The following is a 21,907-nucleotide window of genomic DNA, read 5'->3' as shown; positions in this document are numbered from 1 at the left end:
GGCTGTTCACACCTTTCTTGTCTGTGCGAACAGTTATACAGCGCAGCATTGGGGCAAACCGGGTGTTGGAGTGAAGCTCGGACCGTGCGAGCACGGCCCGTTTTCATTCGGCCGATGCGGATTCCACCGCTTGCACGGCGGTGATGGCACGAAGGATCGATTCGCTCGTGGCCGGCGCCTTCAGCGGCGGATCGCTCCGGTGGCCGCCGGCCGCCGACACCGCATCGCGGATCGCGAAGAACACCGAGAACGGCAAGAGCAGCGGCGGCTCGCCCACGGCCTTGCTGCGGTGGATCGAGTCCTCGAAGTTCTGGCCCTCGAACAGGCGCACGCTGAAGACGGGCGGGCAGTCGTTGGCCGTCGGAATCTTGTAGGTGCTCGGCGCGTGCGTGGTGAGCTTGCCGCTTTGCGGATGCCACACCAGCTCCTCGGTGGTGAGCCAGCCCATGCCCTGGATGAAGGCGCCCTCGACCTGGCCGATGTCCACGGCCGGGTTCAGCGACTTGCCCGCGTCGTGCAGGATGTCTGCGCGCAGGAGCTTCCATTCGCCGGTGAGCGTGTCCACGACCACTTCGCTCACCGCCGCGCCGTAGGCGTAGTAGTAGAACGGGCGGCCCTGCATCTTGTCCTTGTCCCAGCTCAGGCCCGGGGTGGCGTAGAAGCCGTCGGACCACAGTTGCTTGCGGTCGAGGTAGGCCTCGCCCACCACGGTGCTGAAAGCCAGCGTGCGGCCGTTGACCTCGACCTTGTCGTTCGCGAAGCGCACCGCGCTCGCCTTGCCGCCATGGCGTTCGGCCGCGCTCTCTGCCAGGCGCTCGCGGATCTGGCGCGCGGCATCCTGCGCGGCCTTGCCGTTCAGATCGGCGCCGGTCGATGCGGCGGTGGCCGAGGTGTTCGCCACCTTGGTCGTGTCGGTCGCCGTGACGCGCACGCGCTCGAAGCTCACGCCCAGCTCGTGCGCCACCACCTGCGCCACCTTGGTGTTCAAGCCCTGCCCCATCTCGGTTCCGCCGTGGTTCACGAGGATGGAGCCGTCGGTGTACACGTGCACCAGCGCGCCGGCCTGGTTGAAGTGCTTCACGTTGAACGAGATGCCGAACTTCAGCGGCGCGAGCGCCAAGCCCCGCTTGAGCACCGTGCTCTTCTTGTTGAAGGCGGCAATCTCTTCGCGCCGCGCGCGGTAGTCGCTGCTGGCCTCCAGCTCGGCCACGAGTTCGTGGACGATGTTGTCGGTCACGGTCTGGCGGTAGGGCGTGATGTTGTTCTCGGCCTTGCCGTAGAAGTTGACGCGCCGCACATCGAGCGGATCACGCTTCAACTCGCGCGCCACCGAGTCCATGATGTTCTCGATCGCGATGGCGCCCTGCGGGCCGCCGAAGCCGCGGAACGCGGTGTTGCTCTGCGTGTTGGTCTTGCCCGAGAAGCCGTGCATCGCCACGTTGGGGAGCCAGTAGGCGTTGTCGAAGTGGCAAAGCGCGCGCGTCATCACCGGGCCCGAGAGGTCGGCCGAGTGGCCGGCGCGCGAGACCATGGTGATCTCTGCGCCGAGGATGCGGCCTTCGTCGTCGTAGCCCACGTCGTACTCGTACCAGAAGCAGTGGCGCCGGCCGGTGATCATGAAGTCGTCGTCGCGGTCCAGGCGCAGCTTCACGGGGCGCTGCAGCTGGCGCGCGGCAATCGCGGCCACGCACGCGAAGATCGCCGACTGCGATTCCTTGCCGCCGAAGCCGCCGCCCATGCGCCGGCATTCGACATGCACTTCGTTCGACTGCAGGTGCAGCGCATGCGCCACCAGGTGCTGCATTTCGCTCGGGTGCTGCGTGGAGCAGTGGATGTGCAGCGCGCCGCCTTCCTTCGGAATGGCGTAGCTGATCTGGCCTTCCAGGTAGAACTGCTCCTGCCCGCCCACGTCGAGCGTGGCGGTGTGGCGGTGCGGCGCCTTGGCGATGGCGGCGCGCACAGCGGCCTCATCGCCTTCGTTGGCGCTGCCGCCGCTGCGCACGATGTGCATCGGCGGCACCACGTACTGGCCGCGCGCATGCGCGTCCTGCGGGGTGATGACGGGCGGCTTCGCCTCGATGGTCAGCGCGTCTTTCGCCTTCGAAGCCGCACGTCGCGCGGCCTCGCGCGTCTCTGCGATCACCGCGAACACGGGCTGGCCGAGGTAGCGGATCTCGCCGCCGTCTGCCACCGGCAGCAGGATCGGGTCGTCGTGAATGATCGAGCCGCAGTCGTTGGTGCCGGGGATGTCGTCAGCGGTGATGACCGCCACCACGCCAGGCATCGCGCGGATCGCATCGAGCGACAGCGCCGTGACGCGGCCATTGGCAACCGGCGAGAGCCCGAGCGCGCAGTGCAGCGTGCCGGTGAGCTCGGGAATGTCGTCGATGTAGGTCGCCTCACCGGCCACATGCAGGTGCGCCGATTCGTGCGGCCGGCTGATGCCCACGCGCGCGCCCAGGTCGTGCGCGACCGCTTCGGCTGCCGGGTCGATGCGCGCGGCGGTGTTCTTCAGGTAATCGGCAAAGGCCTCGGCGGGCTGCAGCAGGCGGGCGTCGATGGGTTTGTTCATGGTCAGGCTCCTTCCACCGTGGCTTTGGCGGGCGAGGCATGGGGCATCACGCTCCAGACGCTGGTCTCTTCGAGCGAGAGCGCGTCTTCGGTGCGGGTTTCGAGCCACAGGCGCTGGATCAGGTTCTGGGCCACCTGCAGCCGGTAGTCGGCCGAGGCGCGCATGTCCGACAGCGGCTTGAAGTCCTGCGCCAGCGCGAGCTTGGCGGTGGCGACGCTCGATTGCGTCCAGGGCTTGCCGACGAGCGCGGCTTCCGCGTTCGCCGCGCGCCTGACGGTGGCGGCCATGCCGCCGAAGGCCAGGCGCACGGCCTTCACCGTGTCGCCGCCCTCGTCCAGCTCGATCGCGAAGCCCGCGCACAGCGCCGAGATGTCGCAGTCGAAGCGCTTGCTGATCTTGTAGGCGCGCACCTGGCGGCGCATGGCGGCCAGCGGGATCGCCAGCCCCTGCACGAACTCGCCGGGCTGCAGCTGGTTCTTCATGTAGTCGATGTAGAAGTCGGGCAGCGGCATGCGGCGCACCGCGTCGCCACGGCGCAGCTCGATCTCGGTATCGAGCGACATCAACACCGGCGGCGAATCGCCGATGGGCGATCCGTTGGCCACGTTGCCGCCCATGGTGCCGGCGTGGCGGATGGGCGGCGAGGCAAAGCGCAGCCACACGTCCTGCAGGCTGGGCACGCGCTGCACGAGCGCCTCGAAGGCGGCTTCGAGCGAGGCGCCGGCGCCGATGTAGAGCTCGCCGCCCTGGGCGTTCTCACGGGTCTCGATGGTCTTCATTTCGGCCACGTCGCCCACGTAGATGATGTCGCCCAAGTCGCGGAACTGCTTGTTGACCCAGAGGCCGACGTCGGTGGAGCCGGCCAGCAGCTGGGCGCGCGGCTTCTGCTCGCGCAGTGCGGCCAGTTGGGCGATGGTCCTGGGGGCGTGGAAGTGGTCGATGCGGGCGCCCAGCGGCGCGGCGTAGTTCAGGTCCTGGTCCTGGCCGTCGTTCTGCAGGGCGGTGAGCGCGGCCACCACGGGCTTCGTGTCGAGCCGCACGCTGGGCAGGTCGAACATGCGCTGGCCCGCATCGAGGATCGGGCGGTAGCCGGTGCAGCGGCACAAGTTGCCCGAGAGGTCGTCTGCCAACTGCTGGCGCGTGGGCTGCGTGCCCTCGGCCTGGTGGTGCTCGTAGGTGGACCACAGCGACATCACGAAGCCCGGCGTGCAGAAGCCGCACTGGGAGCCGTGGCAGTCGACCATCGCCTGCTGCACGGGGTGCAGCGTGTGGACCGGGTGCTTCTTGTCGGGCGACGGTGGCGCCGCGCACTGCGCCTTCAGGTCTTCGACCGTGAAGAGCGCCTTGCCGTGCAGCGTGGGAAGGAACTGGATACAGGCGTTGACCGTCTGCAACTGCAGCCCGCCGATGGCGCCTGGCGCGTCGGCGTCGGTGGCCAGCTCGCCGATCACCACGGTGCAGGCGCCGCAGTCGCCCTCGTTGCAGCCTTCCTTGGTGCCGGTGCAGTGCGCGTCCTCGCGCAGCCAGTCGAGCACCGATCGGGTCGGGTGCACGCCGCTGACGTCGACGATCTTGCCGCGGTGGAAAAAGCGGACGGGTTGGATGGTGTTGCGCTCTGTACTCATGCTCTTCGGGCTCGTGGGCGGCTCGGTGTTTCCGGCCAAGCCTGGACGTTAGTCGCTTGCGCCGCCGCGCACATACCGCCGCAGCCATATTGCGTATGTGGGCGCGGGTATGCGACCTAGGGGGAAACCCTGGAGAAAGCGAGCAATTCCCGGGCCATGGGCGAAGAGCGCACCCGCGGCGCCGTTTCAGGTGGGCTCGGGCACCGCTGCCGCCGTCACCTTCGGCTGCGCGCAGCGCCATGCGATCAGCATGCCGATGCAGAGGAACGCCGCGGCGATGAAGAACGGCGCCCCCGGCAAGTGCACCGGCGCATCCGCCCCGATGAAATAGCCGAAGCTGCCCGCGAACATCGCCGGCCCGACGATGCCCGCCACCGACACCAGGCTGGTGAGCGCCCCCTGGATGCGGCCTTGCTCGGCGGCGCCGACCTCGCGGGTGACCAGCGCCTGCGCCGCCGGTCCGGCGAACGCCAGCAAGGTGCCCAACGGCAGCGCGGCCAGCAGCACCCAGCCGGCATCGGCCCAGCCGTAGGCGACGAAGCCGAGCACGCCGCAACCCATGCCGAACAGGAGCGCCCGGCGCTCGCCGAAGCGCTTCACGCCCGGCCCGATCAGCAAGGCGTTGACGAGCACGCTGAGCACGCCCACCCCGCCGAGCACCCAGCCCACGGCGTCTTCCTTCCAGTGGAACCGGTAGTCGGCGAACAGCACGAACACGCTGGGGTACACGTACTGCGCCAGGTTGACCAGAAAGACCACCGCCGCCAGCCCCGCCACCTGCGGATAGCGCCTGAGCAGCACCAGCGCGCCGAGCGGATTGGCATGCGACCAGTCGAACCTGCGGGCGCGCCGCTCCGGCGGCAGCGATTCGGGCAGCACGAACCATCCGTAGCAAAAACTCAGCAGCGTCAGGCCGGCCGCGAACCAGAACGGCAGGCGCGGATCAATGTGGCTCAGCTGCCCGCCGAGCACCGGCCCGAACACCAGCCCCATGCCGAACGCCGCGCCCACGATGCCGTAGCTGCGGGCGCGATCTTCCGGCGGCGTCACGTCGGCGATGTAGGCATTGGCGATGGTGAAGCTGGCCGAGAACACGCCCGACACCACCCGCCCGACGAACAGCCACGGCAGGCTGGTGGCCAGGGCCATGAACACGAAATCCACGCCGAGGCCGAGGCACGACAGGAGGACCACCGGCCGCCGCCCGAAGCGGTCGGACAGCGCGCCCTGGATCGGCGAGCTCACGAACTGGATCGCCGCGAACGCGGTGCCGAACACCGCGATCCAGTACGCCGCCGTCGCGGTGCTGCCGCCGGCCAGGCGCTCCACCAGGTGCGGCAGGCCGGGCAGGATCAGGCCGAACGCCAGGAAGTCGATCAGCACGGTCACGAAGATGAAGGCGAGCGCGGCGCGGCGTGCGCGCGGCGCATGAAGGGTCGGTTTCAATCGCTGCGGCTCAGGTATTTGCCCACCCGCGGATGCGCCTCGCAGAGCCCTCCGAGCCGCCCGAAAAGACCATCGAAGCAGCCGAGCACCAGCGCGAGGGTCTTCTTCAGGCGATCGCGCTCGAACATCAGCATCGGCAGGATCTGCTTGAGCGTGTAGACGTTGATGAAAAGAATTGCGGGAAAGGCGCGCACGTGCGCCCGCGAGAGGGCCAGCGCATTGCGCGCGATGTAGTAGCGCCGCGACGCTGGATAGTTGATGAAGTGGACCTTCCAGCCGAACAGCGACCGGGCCTGGATATCGCCGATCTGGTGCCGCAGCACGACGTGCGGATTGAGATACAGCGGCACATCGCAGCGCAAGGCGCGCATGCAATAGTCGGTGTCCACGTGGTCGATCACGTAGCGCTCGTCGAAGCGGCCGATCGTGGCCCAGGCGGCGCGCGAGATCAGCGAGCCCGAGGAGATCATGAAGGCGCAGCGCACCAGCGGCTCGGTGAAAGGCTGCCCGAGGTCGAACTGGTAGACGCGCTTGCCCGCGAGGCCGAATTGCGGGATCAGCGCATCCAGGTTCGTGTCGTGCACGAGCGGGCCGATCAGGAAGGCCGCGCCCTCCTCGCCCTTGCCCTCCCGGGCCGTCATCGCCGCCTCGCACATGGCGGCGAAATAGCCGGGCGGCAGCTTCGAATCCTGGTCGAGCAGGAAGAAGAGTTCGGCGCCCCGCGCTTCGAGGTCGGCGATGCCGCGGTTGAACGCGCCCGCGATGCCGCCGCGGTTGCCGTTGTTCAGCACGGAGACGCCCGCATCCACGAGCGCCTGTTGCCAATCGCCCGCCTCCGGCGTGTTATCGACCACGCACAGGTGCGCGCACGACGCGGCGAGCGCGTGCAGGTTCGCCACCTGTTCGCCGGTCGGGAAATAGGTGACGACGACGGCGCCGAACGCGACAGACGTGGCGCTCATTGTTGGCTTCCTTGCAGGGAGGGCTCTGTTGGATGGCTGCGATGCGACGGCGTGCCCACGGCGTCGGCGTCGGTCTTCTTCAGCCGCTGGATCGTTCGCCTGCCGCGTGCGATGCCCGGCTTTTCAACGAGGCGGTAGCTGGCGACCGATGCCGCCACGAGCAGCATCGCGCACAGCGTGCCGACCAGCCAGTACTGCATCGCCCCGGCCATCGCGAAGTCGCGCACCGGCGGCATCGCGAAGACCACGGTCAGAACGAGGCCCTGCAGCAGATAGATGCTGTAGCTCACCGTGCTCATGCGCCGTGCCGCGCGCGTGGCCAGCAGGCCGAACAGCGTGCTGCCGCGGCAGACCAAGTGAAAGAAGGCCCAGAGCAGCAGCACCTGCACGGGGCCGACCATGTGCGGGAACCCGAGGAACACGGCGGCCAGGCAAGCCAGCGCGAGCAACGAGGCGGTCCGTTCGGGCAGGCGCTCCCACCACCGGTTCGCGCCGTCGCGGCGAAGCAGCCACGCCGACAGCATCCCGAGGAGGAACGACGCCAGCACCCAGGCCAGCGCGCCGACCACCAGCGCGAGCGTGGGGTGCGTGGGCGAGCCGGCCGAAGGAAGCGCTGCGATTGTGAGCGCCGGCAGGCACAGCAGCAGCAGGCCGGCGGCGACGAAGCGCGGCGTGTGGCCACCGCGCGCGATCGGCGCCATCAGCCGCAGCGATCCGTAGAACAGCCATTCCGCGAACACCGTCCAGGTCACGCCCGCGAGGATGAAGGCCGTGCCTACATAGCCGTTGATGTCGGGCTGCTGCGGCACGATGCCCAGCGCCAGCCACTGCAGCGCCGCGGCCAGCACGGACCACGCGGGCTCCCTGAGCACGAACCCGGTTTTCCAGGCGACCACAAGGAACATCAGCCCGATCGCCACCAGGTACATCGGGCCGATGCGCCAGAGCCGGCCGACGTAGAGGCCGCGCCAGTCCGGCCGCCCCTCGGCATCGAGCAATTTGCCCCAGAACAGGAAGGCCGTGATCATGAAGAAGACGCCCACGCCGACCTGTCCGAGCAGCGTGGAAAAGCCCGGGGGCGGAAAGGTCCACTCGCCACTCGCGACGTAGCCGTGCGTGACCATCAGGTGGTGCACGAAGACGCTCAGCGCGAGAAAGCCGCGCAGCCCGTCGAGCGTCGCGGTGCGTAGGTCGCGCTGCGGCGGCTCGTCGGCCACGCGGAAGACCGGCAGCACCAGCATGCCGAGCACGGCCAGCACGAGCAGGAAGTACGGCCAGACGGAGAAGACGCTCATCGCAAGCGCGGCCTGCGTTGCAGTGGCATGGCGGGCCCCGGCGGCTTTGCGGGAACGGCGCTTTTTCGCTCCGCGGCTTCAGCGTGTTCGCTGTCCGGTGCGAAGGCACCTGTCACCTCACCGGCCACCGGCGACTGAAACCGCGATGCATGCGCCCATGCGGCGCCGCGCCGGTGCAGGGCGAACATCCTCATGCCCTGGCGGCATCCCTGGTCCCGGCCACCAACGAGCGCGGGCGCATGTCCTGCCAGTTCGCCTCGATGTAGGCGCTGCACGCATCGCGGTCGGTCGGCGCCAGCGCCACCTGCCAGCCGGCGGGCACGGCGATGAAGGCGGGCCAGAGCGAGTGCTGGCCCTCGTCGTTCACCAGCACCTGGAAGCTGGCGCTCTTGTCGTCGAACGGGTTGCTCATCTGAAATTTCCTTGTGGGTACGGAGGGTGCGGAGAGCGTGAGGAGGGTGTGCGGCGCTCAGGCCATTTCCGCGGGTGCGGTGGTTTGCACCAGTGCTTCGAGGGCACCGGCGATGCCGGCGAGCGCGCGGTGACACGCGAAGTCCTCGCGCAGCATCGACGCGCGCTGCCGGTAGGTGGAGTTGCCCAGCACCTTGCGCACGGCGTCGCCGATCTGCCGCGCGCTCGGCTGCCCGGTCGCGAGGTTGATGCCCGCGCCCGACCAGGCCACGCGCGCGGCGATCTCCGGTTTCTCTTCGGAGGTGCCTGCGACCACCAGCGGCACGCCCAGGCTCAGCGCATGGTTGACCGAGCCGTAGCCCCCGTTGGTGACCATCGCGTGCAGCTTGGGCAGCAGCCGGTCGTAGGGCAGGAACGGCAGCACGCGGGCGTTGGCAGGCAGGTTCGCCGCGAGGGCCAGCGGCACCGGGCCGCCGGTGGTGGCGATGACGAGGATGTTCTTGTCGCCCGCCAGCGCCTGCAGCGTCGGGCCGATCAGCTGCGACGGGTTCTGGTTGGCCAGCGTGCCCTGCGTGACCAGCACGACCGAGCGGCCGTCGTCCAGCTCGTGCCACCAGTCGGGCGGCGCGAAGTCGCGGCTCGCGGGCGAGAGCAGCGGGCCGACGAAATGCACCGACGCGGGCAGGTCGCTGCGCGGGTATTCGAACGACGGCGCGGTGAGCTGCAGGTACAGGTCGGGGAGCTTGACCATCGCATCGATGAAGAAGTCAGGCAGCGCGGGCAGTCCCGCGCGCGCGAGCAGCGTGTCGAAATAGCGTTGCACCTCGCCGAACATCGCCTGCTTGAGGTTGGCGTTCATCGCCTTGTTGCGCACCCGCCCTTCCGGCGTGGACGACGGCGGCAGCGCGGTGCCGAAGAAGGCGGTGTCGCAGCTGGAAAGCGGCAGCGCCGAGATGCCGATGCCGACGATCGCCGGGCGGTCTTCGCGCTCCCGTCCCAGCAGCAGCGGGAAGGTGCCGCAGAACATCGTGTCGGCCAGGATGGCGTCGGCCTCGAAGTCCTCCAGGATCGCGCGCAGGCCCGCGTGCTGCGCGGCCATCGCGTCGGCGAAGCAGTGCTTCAGGCCAAAGCACATCTGCGCATGCGCCGAGGCGATGCGCTGGCGCTCGGGAAAGCGCTTGTCCAGGTCGCGGTAGTCGAAGTCGATCGCGCGCTCGAAGGGCGTGAAGCCCGCGCCGGTGGCCTCGGCCTGCGCGCGGAACTGGCTCGCGGTGTGCACCCGCACCTCGTGCCCTTGTTTCACCAGATGCTGCGCGATGGCCAGCATCGGCAGGACGTGGCCCGGCAAGGCGGTGGCGGCGATGAGATAGCGTGCCATTCCGATTGCTCCTATGAAGTGGTGGTTTCCAGGGCGCGGCGCGCCTTGGTGTCGATGCCCAGGTCCACGAAATAGCGCTGCAGCAGGTCGCGGTCCACCGGGCGAATCGGCGCGCCGATGGCTTCGAGCTGCGCATGCGTGGCCGCGCCGCTCACCTGCGGCGGCGTGGCGGTGGTGTCGTAGCGGTCGAGGATGGCGAGCACGGCCGCCAGGTCGCGGTCCTGCGCGACGGCCAGCCGCGCATGCGCGCGCTCCAGCCAGGGCTCCAGGCCCACCGGCTCCAGCCGCATGCCCATGCGCGCGAAGACGTGCGGAATGTCGCGCACCCGCAGCGCCGCCTGGCTCATCAGGTGGAACACCTGGCCCCACGAGGCCTCCTGCGCCGCGAGGCCGAGGATGGCGCGCGCCACGTCGTCCACCGGCGTGAGGTTCAGCGGCAGGTCCATGTCGGGAATCGCTTCCAGGTCGGCATAGAGATGCGCCACGCGCCAGATCAGGTCGTCGGCATTGCAGATCGCGTGCGTGTGGTCGCCGGTGACCGCGCCGAGCCGGTAGATCGCGACCGGCATGCCGCGCGCCTGCGCCTCGCGCGCCAGCGCATCGCCGACCCACTTGCTCTGGCTGTAGCCGTCGACCAGGCCGCTCCACGAGGCCAGCGCCGATTGCTCGGTGATGGTGTCTTCCTTGTTGTTCTGGTCGATCACCGCGAGCGTGGAGACGTAGTGCATGTGCTTGGCGCGGCCCTGCGACGTCCATTCGAGCAGCGTGACCACGCTGTCGACGTTCGCGGGCTTCAGGCTCGCGTAGGGATGCAGGAAATCGACCTGCGCGGCGCAGTGGTAGATGGCGTCGCAGCCGTCGCGCACCAGTTGCACGGCCGCGTCATCCAGGCCCAGGCGCGGCTTGCCGAGGTCGCCGGTCACGACCTTGATGCGCGCGTCGTCCCACACCGCGCCGAGCTGGCGCTGGGCCAGCGTGCGCTTCAGGCGCTGCTCGCCGGCCTCTTCGTCGGGCGCGCGCACGTGGCAGACCACGCAGGCCGTGGTGTCGCGCAGCAATGCCGCGAGCAGGTGGCTGCCGACGAAGCCGCTCGCGCCGGTGAGGAACACGCGGCGTGGCGCGAGCTTCGGCGCGGTGGCCTGCGGGCGGATGTACGCGGGCAGGTCGAGTTCGCGCGAGAGGTCCAGCGCCTCGGCGGCGCCGCCGGCGTTGTCGAGCCAGGCGGCCAGGTCGGCGATGGTCGGACGGTTGTAGACCTCGGCATGCGGAAAGTCCGCGCGCACCTGCTGGCGGATGCGCATGCCCAGCTGGATCGCCATGAGCGAATGGCCGCCGATCTCGAAGAAGTTGTCGTGGATGCCGACGCGCTCCAGCTGCAGCGTCTCGGACCAGAGGCCCGCGAGCAGCTTCTCCATGGGCGTGCGCGGTTCGACGTACAGCGCGACCGGCTGCTGGTCGGGCACCGGCAGCGCTTTCTTGTCGAGCTTGCCGCTTTGCGTGAGCGGCAGCGAGGGCAGGCGAACGAAGGCCGAAGGCACCATGTAGTCGGGCAAGGCCTGCGCCATGTGGGCGCGCAGCTCGGTGGGCTGCGGCTCGGCGCCTGCGACGAAGTAGGCGACGAGGCGTTTTTCGCCGGGCGTGTCTTCGCGGGCGATGACGGCCGCTTGCGTGATCTGCGGGTGCTTGAGCAGCACCGATTCGATCTCGCCCGGCTCGATGCGGAAGCCCCGGATCTTCACCTGCTGGTCGGCACGGCCGAGGAAATCGAGGCTGCCGTCGGCGCGCCAGCGCGCGAGGTCGCCGCTGCGGTACATGCGGCTGCCGGGCGCGCCATGCGGATCGGCGATGAAGCGCTCCGCGCTCAGCGCGGGACGATTCAAGTAGCCGCGCGCCACGCCGCCGCCCGCGATATAGAGCTCGCCCGCGACGCCCGCCGGCACCGGCTGCAGGGCACTGTCGAGCACGTACATCCGCGTGTTCCAGATCGGCTGGCCGATGGAGGGCAACTCATCGGCCGTCATCGGCGCGCTCATGCTCGCGCAGATGGTGATCTCGGTCGGGCCGTAGGCATTGACCATGCGGCGGCCCTGCGACCACTTCGTCGCGAGCGCGGCGGGGCAGGCATCGCCGCCGACCACCAGCGTCAGCAGGTGCGGGAATTCGCCATGGGGCAGCGTCGCGAGCGCGGCGGGCGGAATCAGCGCGTGGCTCACGGCCTGCTTCTCGAGCAGGTCGGCCAGGTCCGTGCCGAGCAGTTGCTGCGGGCCGGGCACCACCAGCGCGGCGCCGGCGCGGAAGGCCATCAGCTGGTCCATCACCGAGGCGTCGAAACCGCTGGAGGAGAACTGCAGCACGCGCGAGTCGTGGTCGATGGCGAGGCGCTCCGCCATCGCGGTGCCCAGGCTGCTCAGGCCCGCATGCGGCACCACCACGCCCTTGGGCACGCCGGTGGAGCCGGAGGTGTAGATGATGTAGGCGGCATCGCCGGGCGCGGCCGTCTGCGCGAGCGGTGCGTCCGACTGGATCGCCAGCGCGGCCACCATGCTGTCGCTGTCGAGCGCGATGCAGCGGGAAACGCCGGCCAGTTCGGTCAGCAGCGCGTCGTGCGTCAGCACCGCGGCGGGCGCTGCTTCCTCGAACACGAAGGCGCTGCGCGCGGCCATATGGTTGGGGTCGATGGGCAGGTACGCAGCCCCCGCCTTCACGATGGCCAGGTGCGCCACGATGAGGTCGAGCGAACGCGGCAGCACCGTCGCGACGATGGCACCGGCACCGATGCCCTGTGCGCGCAGCAGGTGCGAGAGCCGGTTGGCGCGCGCGTCGAGTTCGGCATAGCCGACGGTCGCGTCGTCGAGCACCACCGCGGCCGCATGCGGTCGCGCTGCGGCATGCGACGCGACCATGGCGGCGAACGAGAGCGGCGCGATGTCGCGCGTGCGGCCGCTCCAGTCGGACAGCAGGCGATCGGTTTCTTCCGCGCTCAGGATCGCGAGGCTGCTCACCGCGTCGTCGGGCGCGTCGCAGGCCTCTTCGAGCAACCGCACCAGCCGCGCGCCCATCGCCTCGACGGTGCCGCGCTCGAACAGGTCGGTGCTGTACTGGATGCCGCCGGCGATGCCGCCCGGCAGGCCGTCGGCGCCGCGCTGCTCGCCGAGGATGAACGACAGGTCGAACTTCGCGGTGTCGATGGCCACCGGCTGCGGCGTGATCGACAGGCCCGGAAGGCTGAACGACAGGCGGCTCGTGTTCTGGAAGCCCAGCATCACCTGGAACAGCGGCAGGTTGGCGCGCGAGCGGCCCGGGCGCAGCAGCTCCACGAGGCGGTCGTACGGGAATTCCTGGTTCGCATACGCCGCGAGGTTGGTGGCGCGCACGCGCGAGACCAGCTCGCGCAGGCTCGGCTGGCCCGAGGTGTCGGTGCGCAGCACCAGCGTGTTGACGAAGCAGCCGATGAGCTCGTCCAGCGCATGGTCGCTGCGGCCCGCGACCGGGCTGCCGATGACGATGTCGTCGCCCGCGCCGAGCCGGCTCAAAAGGCCCGCAAGCGCGGCCTGCAGCACCATGAAGACGCTGGCCTGTCCGTCGCGCGCCAGTTGCAGGATGCGTTCGTGCACGTGCGCGGGAATCTGCAGCGGCACGACGTCGCCGCGGTAGGTGGGCGCGAGCGGCCGTGCGTGATCGACGGGAAGAGCCAGTTGCTCGGGCAGGTCGCTCAGCGAGGAACGCCAGAACGCGCGCTGGCGGCCGGCCATGCTCTCGGCGTCGTCTTCGCTGCCGAGCAGCTCCTGCTGCCACAGCGCGTAGTCGGCGTACTGCAGCGGCAGCGGCTCCCAGCCGGGCGCCTTGCCTTCGCAGCGCGCGGCGTAGGCCACGCTCAAGTCGCGCGCCAGCGGCAGCAGCGAGGCGCCGTCGCCGGCGATGTGGTGCGTAAGCAGCAGCAGCACGTGCTCGTCGGCAGCGAGCTTGAACAGTGAGACGCGCAATGGCGCCGCGGTGCCGAGTTCGAAGCCATGGCCCGCCGCTGCGTGAAGCTGCGCGGCGATGTCTTCTTCGCTGCTGTCGGCCTCGATCACCGCCGGACGCGCGTCCGCGCCGTCGAGGATGTGCTGGTACGGCAGCCCGTCTTCGTTCGGATAGACGGTGCGCAGGCTTTCATGGCGCTCCACCAGATCGCCGAGCGCCGCATGCAGCGCGGCTCGGTCGAGCACGCCCGACAGGCGCAGCGCGAGCGGCATGTTGTACGCGGGGTTCGCGCCTTCGAGCTGGTTCATCAGCCACAGGCGCCGCTGCGCGAAGGACAGTGGAATGCGCGCGGGCCGCGGCATCGGCACGAGGCTCGGGCGCGCGACCGATTCCTGGTCGAGCAGCTCCGCGAGGCCCGCGATGGTAGAGACCTGGAACAGCGTATCGACCGGCAGGTCGATCATGAACTGCTGGCGGATCATCGACATCAGCTGCACGATCATGAGCGAGTGCCCGCCGAGCTCGAAGAAGTTGTCGTGCACGCCCACGCGCGGCAGGTGCAGCGTCTCGGCCCAGAGGCCGGCAAGGATCTTCTCCGTCGGCGTGCGCGGCGCGGCATACGGCGTGGCGGCCTGCACTTCGGGCGGCGGCAGCGACTTGCGGTCGAGCTTTCCGCTCGGGCCGACCGGCAGCGACGGCAGGCTGACGAAGGCCGAGGGGACCATGTACTCGGGCAGCGATTGCGCGAGGTGCATGCGCAGTTCGGCGGCTTGCGGATCGGCCGCATCGGCAGCGACGACGTAGGCCACGAGGCGCTTCTCGCCGGGCACGTCTTCGCGCGCCACCACCGCGGCCTGCGCGACCTGCGGGTGCTGCAGCAGTGCCGACTCGATCTCGCCCGGCTCGATGCGCAAGCCGCGGATCTTCACCTGCTGGTCGGCGCGGCCGAGGAAGTCGAGGCTCCCGTCCTTGCGCCAGCGCGCGAGGTCACCGGTGCGGTACATGCGGCTGCCGGACGCGCCGTAGGGGTTGGCGATGAAGCGCTCGGCGCTCAGCAGCGGGCGCTGGAGGTACCCGCGTGCGAGACCGACGCCCGCGATGTAGAGCTCACCGGTCACGCCGGCTGGCACGGGCTGCAGGCCGCTGTCGAGCACGTGCATCTGGGTGTTCCAGATCGGGCGGCCGATGGGGACGCTCGTGGCCTGGGCCCCGCCCGTTCGCTCGCATTCCCACGAGGTGACGTCGACCGCGGCCTCCGTCGGACCGTACAGGTTGTGCAGCTCGCAGGTGAGCAGCTGTTGGAACTGCGATTGCAGCGCGGGCGACAGCGCCTCGCCACTGCAGATCACGCGGCGCAGCGTGGTGCATGCGGCGGCCGTGGGCTCGCGCAAGAAGACTTCCAGCATCGACGGCACGAAGTGGACCGTCGTGATGCGTTCTTCCGTGATGAGGTTCGCAAGGTACGCCGCATCCTTGTGGCCACCCGGCTTCGCGAGCACCAGCGTGGCGCCGTCGATCAGCGGCCAGAAGAATTCCCACACCGACACGTCGAAGCTCGATGGCGTCTTCTGCAGCACGCGGTCGTCGGCCTTCAGGCCGTAGCGGTCCTGCATCCAGCAGAGGCGATTGACGATGGCGCGGTGCGACACGACCGCGCCCTTGGGCATGCCCGTGGAGCCCGAGGTGTAGATCACATAGGCCGGGTGCGAAGGGTCGATCGCGATGCCCAGGTCGGCGTCGTCGCAACTCGCCAGATCCGCAATCGTTTGCGCTACATCGAGCAGCAAAGTGGGGGCGGCTTTCGGCAGTGACTCCGCGAGGGCTTCGGTCGTGACGAGGCACACCGGCTGCGCGTCGCCGAGCATGAAGGCGATGCGGTCCTGCGGAAAATCGGGATCGACGGGCAGGTAGGCCGCGCCCGTCTTCAGCGTGGCGAGCAGCGCGACCATCAGGTCCATCGAACGCGGAATTGCGAGCGCCACGGTGCGCTCCGGGCCCGCGCCGCGTGCGCGCAGCAGGTGCGCGAGGCGGTTGGCGCGGCGGTTCAGTTCTTCGTTGTCGATTTCCTCGCCGTCGAAGCGCAAGGCGATGGCCTTCGGGTTGGCGGCGAGCTGCGCTTCGATCAACGCGGTGAGGTGCGTGTCGGGCACCGCGTGGTCCGTGTCGTTCCAGGTCACCAGCAGTTGCTCGCGCTCTTCGGCGCCGAGCAGGTCGATGTGGCCGATGGCTTGCAAGGGCAAGCGGATCACGGCGTCGATGAAGGCAATGAGCCGTCGCTGGTGGTCGGCCAGTTCTTGCGCGGTGTGCACCGCGGGATTGGCGTCGAAGTCGATCTGCAGGTCCTGCCCGTTGCCGCGTTCGTACAGGAAGATGCCGAGGTCTTCGGCCGTGCCGTTGGAGAGGTTGCGCGGCTTCGCGGCATGGCCCGCGAAACGGAAGTCGTAGTCGAAGGGCTCGACGTTGACCACGGTGGTGAAGAGCTGCCGGTTGTTCACCAGCATGTTGAGGTCGCTGCGCAGGTGCTCGTAGCGGTACGACTGGTGCCGCAGGATCTGCCGCATCTGGCGGCCGACTTCGCGGATCAGTTCGGGCATCGGCAGGTCCGCGCGCATCGCGAGACGCAGCGGCAGCGCGTTGGCCACCATCGCGGGCACGCGGCGCATGCGGTCGTTGTGGCGCGCGGTGACGGGGATGCCGATCGCCATGTCCTCGATGCCCGTGGCGCGGTACAGGTAGGCCGCGGTGGTGGCGATCAGGATCTGCGGCAGCGTGGTGCCCAGTTCCTGCGCGATGGCCTGCAGGGCCTGCACGCTGGCTGCGGGCAGGTGCACCGTCTGGCGCAACAGGCCACCGACGTTGACCGAGCGGTGCGAAGCGAGGCTCAGCGGATCGGGCGCGTCGGCGAAGCGCTCGGTCCAGTACTGGCGGTCGCGCGGGAAGCGGCCGGACTCGCGGTAGGCGTGTTCTTCTTCGGCCAGCTGCGAGATCGGCGCGAGGCGCGAGTCTTCGGGCACCGCTGCATTGCCGTCGACCATCGCGGTGTAGATGTCGGCGAAGCGGCGCGCGATGAGCCCGCCGCTGAAGCCGTCGAGCGCGATGTGATGGCTGCGGTGGTACCAGATGTGGCGATCGGGCGCGAGGCGGATCAGTGCGGAGAGCCACAACTGGCCGTGCGCGAGGTCGATGCCTTGGGTGTAGTCGGCGCGCATCCAGCGCTCGGCTTCGGCGTTCGGATCGCTTTTGTTGCTCAGGTCGAGGTACGGAATCTCGCCGGTGAAAACCGGCGCGACGACCTGGCGCGGTCCTTGTGCCGTGTCGACGAAACGCAAGCGCGTGGCTTCGGTTTCATCCGCGACTTGCCGCATAGCGGCGATGAAGATGTCGGGGTCGATCTCGCCGTCGATGTCGATGGCTTCGGCGAGATTGAAATTGGTGTCTGGCGACGCGAATTTCGCGCCGAGCCACATCGCCATCTGCCCCGAGGTGAGGGGGGCGGTGCGGCCCAGCTGATCGACGGTACTCATGCACTTCTCCAGGTCTTGAGTGAATTCGGCAACGATGCATGTGCGCGTGAAATGGACGCGTCGTGCATCGGCCGCTCAAGGAGAAATGCCGGTGCTCCGCGGTGACAATCCGTTCACATTGCCAGACCAATGTACAAGTGGTTGCAACATTTTCAGTGACCGTTTTTGAGCTAAAAACATTTCACGAAGGTCTTTGAGCGCGAAAGATTTCATCCGGAAGTTGCGATGCGAATCGGGGTTTCCGGAATCGAAGGCTTTCATCGTATTTCGCGCGCCATGCACCCCAAAAGAATGTTGCGACGCAGCAACTTGGTGTGAACCTTGTAGGGGATTTCGCCGGCGTGATACACGCGCGCACCCGACCAACGCGGGGCAAAAAAATACGCGCTCCAGGGCGCGTACTTTCGGTTGTCGAACAGTGTCGGCTGCAGCGCCTCAGCGCACGATGTCCCACCCCATCATCAGCGCCGCGAAGCCCATGAGCGCCGTGCCGCCCCACCCGAGCCAGCGCATGCGGCGCCCCGAAGTGAAGGGGCCCATCACCTTCTCGCGCGTCACCAGGATCATCATCGCGGCCATGATCGGCACGGCCACCACGCCGTTGATCACCGCGCTCCAGTAGAGCGCCTTCATCGGATCGATCGGCGTGAAGTCCAGCGCCGTGCCCACCAGCGTGGCGACCGCGATGATGGCGTAGAACTCCTTGGCCTCGCGCCAGTGGCGCTCCAGGCCCTCTTCCCATCCGAAGGCCTCGGCCACTGCATAAGCGGCCGACGAAGCGAGCACCGGCACGGCGAGCAGGCCCGTGGCGATGATGCCGCCCGCGAAGAGCCAGAACGCGAAGTCGCCGGCCAGCGGCCGCAGCGCCTCGGCCGCCTGTGCCGCCGAGGTCACGTCGTGCACGCCGGCCGCGTACAGCACGGAGGCGCCCACCACCATCACGAAGAACGCGATCAGGTTGGAGAAGGTCATGCCCACCCAGGTGTCCAGCCGCACGCGCCGCAGGTCGTGGCGCACCTGCTTGTCGGTGCCGCGCCGGCCGCCTTTGAGGCGCAATTCTTCGACCTCCTGCGAGGCCTGCCAGAAGAAGAGATAAGGCGAGATCGTGGTGCCCAGGAGCGCGACGATCATCATCCAGTAGTCGCCGCGCCATTGCAGCCGCGGCACCACCAGGTCGTGCAGCACCCGCGCCCACTCCACCTGCACCACGAACACCGCGGCCACGTAGGCGAAGAGCGTGAGCGTCAGCCACTTGAGGATGTGCGCGAGCTTGCGGTACGGCACGAACACCTGCAGCAGCACGGTGACCACGCCGAACACCAGCGAATGGAAGTGCGCGCCGCCGCCCACCACCAGCTGCAGCGCCTCGCCCATGGCCGAGATATCGGCCGCGATGTTGATGGTGTTGGCCGCCACCAGCAGCGCCACCAGCACGATGAGAAAGCTGCGCGGCATGTGCTCGCGCAGGTTGGCCGCCACGCCCTTCCCCGTGACACGTCCGATGCGCGCCGACACCAGCTGGATCGCCACCATGAACGGCAGCGAGAGAAACACCGTCCACAAGAGGCCCGTGCCGAACTGCGCCCCCGCCTGCGTGTAGGTGGCGATGCCCGACGGGTCGTCGTCCGCCGCGCCGGTGACGACACCGGGACCGACGTGGCGCAGGAATGAGGGAATGCGTTTCTTCATGACGGGCGCGATGCTGGCATGCCGAGCCTGACCACTGCATGAACGCAGCGCATTTCTTTCACCTGCGTTCCGAAAACAGCGCGGTGATCACCTGCCGCAGCCAGCGGTTGGCCGGATCGCCCTCGAAGCGCTTGCTCCAGTGCAGCGATACGCTGAAATCGCGCAGCGGAAACGGCGGCTCGACGATGGCGTAGCCGCCCTCCTCCGCGAAGCCGCGCGCGATGTTGCGCGGCATCACCACCGCCAGATCCGTGGCGCGAACGATGGCCGGCAGCACCATGAAGTGCTCGGTCGTGAGGCGCAGGCGGTCTTCCAGGTTGAGCAGTTGCAGGATGCGCAGCGTGTCGGCGTGCGTGCGCACCGCCACGTAGTCGAGCTCCTGCAGCGCCTCGAGCAGCGCCTGCCCCTTGCGCCGGCGCTTGACGAAGGGGTGGCCCTTGCGCAGCAGCACGATGTAGCGGTCCTTCAGAAGGTGCGCGCGCTGCGTGTCGCGCACGTTCGAGAGAAAGCCGAAGGCGAAGTCGATGCGGCCGCTGTCCAGCGCGGGCGCCACTTCCGCGGGCAGCAGCGGCAGGGTCTCCAGCCGCACACCGGGCGCGAGTTCGCCCAGCCGCGCCATCAGCGCGGGCAGAAAGCGTCCCTCGCCGATGTCGCTCATGTGAATACGAAAGCTCTTGCGCGAGACCAGCGGCTCGAAGCGATCGGGCTCGTGCAGCGCCGCTTCGATCGTGCTGAGCGCCACCTGCACCGCCACCGCGAGGCGGTCAGCGCGCGGCGTGGGCGCCACGCCGCCGGGGGCGCGGGTGAAGAGCGCGTCTTTCAGGAGCAGCCGCAGCCGCCCGAGGCCGTGGCTCGCCGCCGGCTGCGTGAGGCCCAGCGACTCCGCCGCGCGGCTCACGCTGCGCTCGCGGTAGACCGCATCGAACAGACGCAGCAGGTTGAGGTCGATCGAATCGATATGCATGCCATTCATATTGCTTAGCTCGATTATTTTATTGAACGCAAACCCCATGGCACGCACACTGGCGAGCGGTATTCCAGCCGACCTCCAGCCCCCCAGTCGGCCCGTTCGAACGCCCACGACAAGAAGGAGACACGACATGGCCCTACTCCGTCCGCATGCGGTGCTCGCCGCCCTGCTCTTCACCGCTGCCGCCGCGTGGGCCCAGCAACCTCCCGCCGAGGAACCCGGATGGGCCAAAGGCCGACCGAAGAACGAAGCGGCCACGCGCCTCGCACCGGTGCCCTCTTTCCCGATTCCCACTGCGCCCGACCAGTTGCCCACGGCCAAGTTCAAGCTCCCGCCGGGCTTCAAGGTCGAGACCTGGGCGTCGGGCGTGCTCGATGCGCGCGAGTTGCGCCAGGGCGCCAAGGGCACCGTCTTCGTGAGCACGCTGTTCGTGGGCAACAAGGTCTATGCGATCGCCGAGAAGGGCGACCGCAAGCCCAGGACCATCATCGACAAGACCGAGTTCGCCACCGGCATCGAGTTCTACAAGGGCGCGCTCTTCCTGGCCACGCACAAGCAGATCGTGCGCTACGACGGCATCGAGGACAAGCTGGACAACCCCGGCACGCCCGTGGTGCTCAACGACAAGCTCCCCGGTGGACAGGACCACAGCTGGCGGTACCTGCGCATGCACGAGGGCAAGCTCTACTACGCGGTCGGCGCGCCCTGCAACCTGTGCGAGCCCGACGACGCGCATGCGCGCATCTTCCGCATGAACCCCGACGGCAGCGGCATCGAGACGATCGCGCGCGGCGTGCGCAACACGGTGGGCTTCGACTTCGACCCCAAGACCGGCAACCTCTGGTTCACCGACAACGGCCGCGACTGGCTCAGCGAAGACCTGCCCAACGACGAGCTCAACGTGGTGGCCAAGCCCGACCAGCACTTCGGCTACCCGTACTGCCACCAGGGCAACCTCCTCGATTCGGAATTCGGCTGGGGCAAGCGCTGCGACGACTACCAGAAGCCCGCCGCGCTGCTCGGCCCGCACGCCGCCGCGCTGGGCCTCACGTTCTACAACGGCAAGAGCTTCCCGGCCAAGTACCGCGGCGCGATGTTCATCGCCCGCCACGGCCCGTGGAACCGCACCACCAAGTACGCCGACATCGCGGTCGCCTGGCCCGACGGCAAGGGCGGCGCGAAGGTCGAGCCCTTCATGACGGGCTTCGTCGAGAACAACACCTACCTCGGCCGCCCGGTGGACTTTCTCGTGCTCAAGGACGGCTCGATGCTCGTGAGCGACGACCACGCCGGTGCGATCTACCGCATCAGCTACGGCGGACGATGAAGAGAGCCGGCGTCATTGCGAAAGCGATCGCGGCGGGCTTCATGGCGCTGGCGTTGTCATCGGCGATTGCGCAGGGCGCGAAGCCCGCGCCATCGGCCGCTTCGGCCGCATCGGCGCAGCCCAGCTATGCGCAGCGCTATGCGTCGCTGTGCGCCTCGTGCCACGGCGCGAGCGGCCGCAGCGACATGGCCGGCACGCCGGTGCTCGCGGGTCAGCACTCGTTCTATGCGATCACGCAGCTGTTTCTTTTTCGCGAGGGCCGGCGCGACAACCCGGCGATGACGGCGGTCGCCAAGACCATGACCGACGCCGACCTGCGCGGCTTCTCCGAGTTCATCGCCACCTTGCCCGCGGTACCGGCGCCAGCGGCCGCCACACCACCCGACGCCGCGCGCATGACGCGCGGCCAGGCGCTGGCGCAGGAGCATCGCTGCGTGATCTGCCACGGCGCCGACCTGAGCGGTGGCCAGCAGGTGCCGCGCATCGGGCAGCAGCATGAAGACTACCTGCAGCTTTCGCTGCAGGGCTTTCGCACCGGCAAGCGCCCGGGCTACACGCAGGCGATGGGCGAGGCGGTGAGCCGCATCGCGCCCGACGACCTGGACACCCTCGCGTACTACGTCGCGCGCTTTCCAGGCGCTCCCGCCAAGCCTCCACCGAAGTAACACCGTCGTACGACACCTGCGAGTGCGCCATGCGGACGCAGCGCACCGCGCACGCAAAAACGCCCCACCCCACCCCAAAA

12 protein-coding genes are annotated in these 21,907 nt (G+C 68.8%); 2 read left to right on the top strand and 10 right to left on the bottom strand.

Translation table 11 applies throughout. From position 1 onward, the window contains the following. Window positions 1-103: 103 nt before the first annotated feature. From xdhB to JC881_RS16785, 10 genes are all read right to left on the bottom strand, one after another. Window positions 104-2,572: a xanthine dehydrogenase molybdopterin binding subunit gene (gene xdhB, locus JC881_RS16830; protein ID WP_198786845.1), complete on the bottom strand. Its 2,469-nt coding sequence runs from the start codon at window positions 2,570-2,572 to the stop codon at window positions 104-106. 2 nt (window positions 2,573-2,574) lie between these two features. Further along, window positions 2,575-4,197: a xanthine dehydrogenase small subunit gene (gene xdhA, locus JC881_RS16825; RefSeq protein ID WP_198786844.1), complete on the bottom strand. Its 1,623-nt coding sequence runs from the start codon at window positions 4,195-4,197 to the stop codon at window positions 2,575-2,577. A 186-nt stretch (window positions 4,198-4,383) separates the two neighbouring features. After that, the gene (locus JC881_RS16820) at window positions 4,384-5,643 is read right to left on the bottom strand and encodes a TCR/Tet family MFS transporter (protein ID WP_198786843.1); all 1,260 of its coding nucleotides are present in this window, start codon (window positions 5,641-5,643) and stop codon (window positions 4,384-4,386) included. After that, window positions 5,640-6,605, bottom strand: coding sequence for a glycosyltransferase family 2 protein (locus JC881_RS16815; RefSeq protein ID WP_198786842.1), 966 nt, complete (start codon window positions 6,603-6,605; stop codon window positions 5,640-5,642). The genes JC881_RS16820 and JC881_RS16815 overlap by 4 nt, the downstream gene beginning before the upstream one ends. Continuing rightward, a complete protein-coding gene (locus tag JC881_RS16810; RefSeq protein WP_198786841.1) occupies window positions 6,602-7,900 on the bottom strand; it encodes an acyltransferase family protein in 1,299 nt (432 codons plus the stop codon). Before JC881_RS16810 ends, JC881_RS16815 begins: the two co-directional genes overlap by 4 nt. Window positions 7,901-8,090: 190 nt before the next feature. Continuing rightward, a complete protein-coding gene (locus JC881_RS16805; RefSeq protein ID WP_198786840.1) occupies window positions 8,091-8,312 on the bottom strand; it encodes an MbtH family protein in 222 nt (73 codons plus the stop codon). Window positions 8,313-8,369: 57 nt separating this feature from the next. Continuing rightward, entirely contained in the window at window positions 8,370-9,689 is a 1,320-nt protein-coding gene (locus JC881_RS16800) for a glycosyltransferase (RefSeq protein ID WP_198786839.1), read from the bottom strand. Window positions 9,690-9,700: 11 nt separating this feature from the next. Next, the gene (locus tag JC881_RS16795) at window positions 9,701-17,176 is read right to left on the bottom strand and encodes a non-ribosomal peptide synthetase (protein WP_198786838.1); all 7,476 of its coding nucleotides are present in this window, start codon (window positions 17,174-17,176) and stop codon (window positions 9,701-9,703) included. Between the two features lie 435 nt (window positions 17,177-17,611). After that, window positions 17,612-18,865 (bottom strand): NRAMP family divalent metal transporter, encoded by a 1,254-nt coding sequence (locus JC881_RS16790; RefSeq protein WP_198786837.1) that lies wholly within the window; start codon window positions 18,863-18,865, stop codon window positions 17,612-17,614. Between the two features lie 58 nt (window positions 18,866-18,923). Further along, entirely contained in the window at window positions 18,924-19,838 is a 915-nt protein-coding gene (locus JC881_RS16785; RefSeq protein WP_198786836.1) for a LysR family transcriptional regulator, read from the bottom strand. A 127-nt stretch (window positions 19,839-19,965) separates the two neighbouring features. Between JC881_RS16785 and JC881_RS16780 the strand changes: the two genes are divergently transcribed. Both JC881_RS16780 and JC881_RS16775 read left to right on the top strand, forming a co-directional pair. Beyond that, window positions 19,966-21,162, top strand: a complete 1,197-nt coding sequence (locus JC881_RS16780) for a PQQ-dependent sugar dehydrogenase (protein ID WP_198786835.1) — start codon at window positions 19,966-19,968, stop codon at window positions 21,160-21,162. Next, entirely contained in the window at window positions 21,159-21,827 is a 669-nt protein-coding gene (locus JC881_RS16775; protein ID WP_198786834.1) for a c-type cytochrome, read from the top strand. The genes JC881_RS16780 and JC881_RS16775 overlap by 4 nt, the downstream gene beginning before the upstream one ends. Window positions 21,828-21,907: the final 80 nt, after the last annotated feature.

Source organism: Variovorax sp. IB41 (assembly GCF_016405905.1).
In the GTDB taxonomy this organism is placed as follows: domain Bacteria; phylum Pseudomonadota; class Gammaproteobacteria; order Burkholderiales; family Burkholderiaceae_C; genus Variovorax.
The sequence above is the reverse complement of the archived record's forward strand: the minus strand, read 5'-3'. Positions and strand labels throughout refer to the sequence as shown.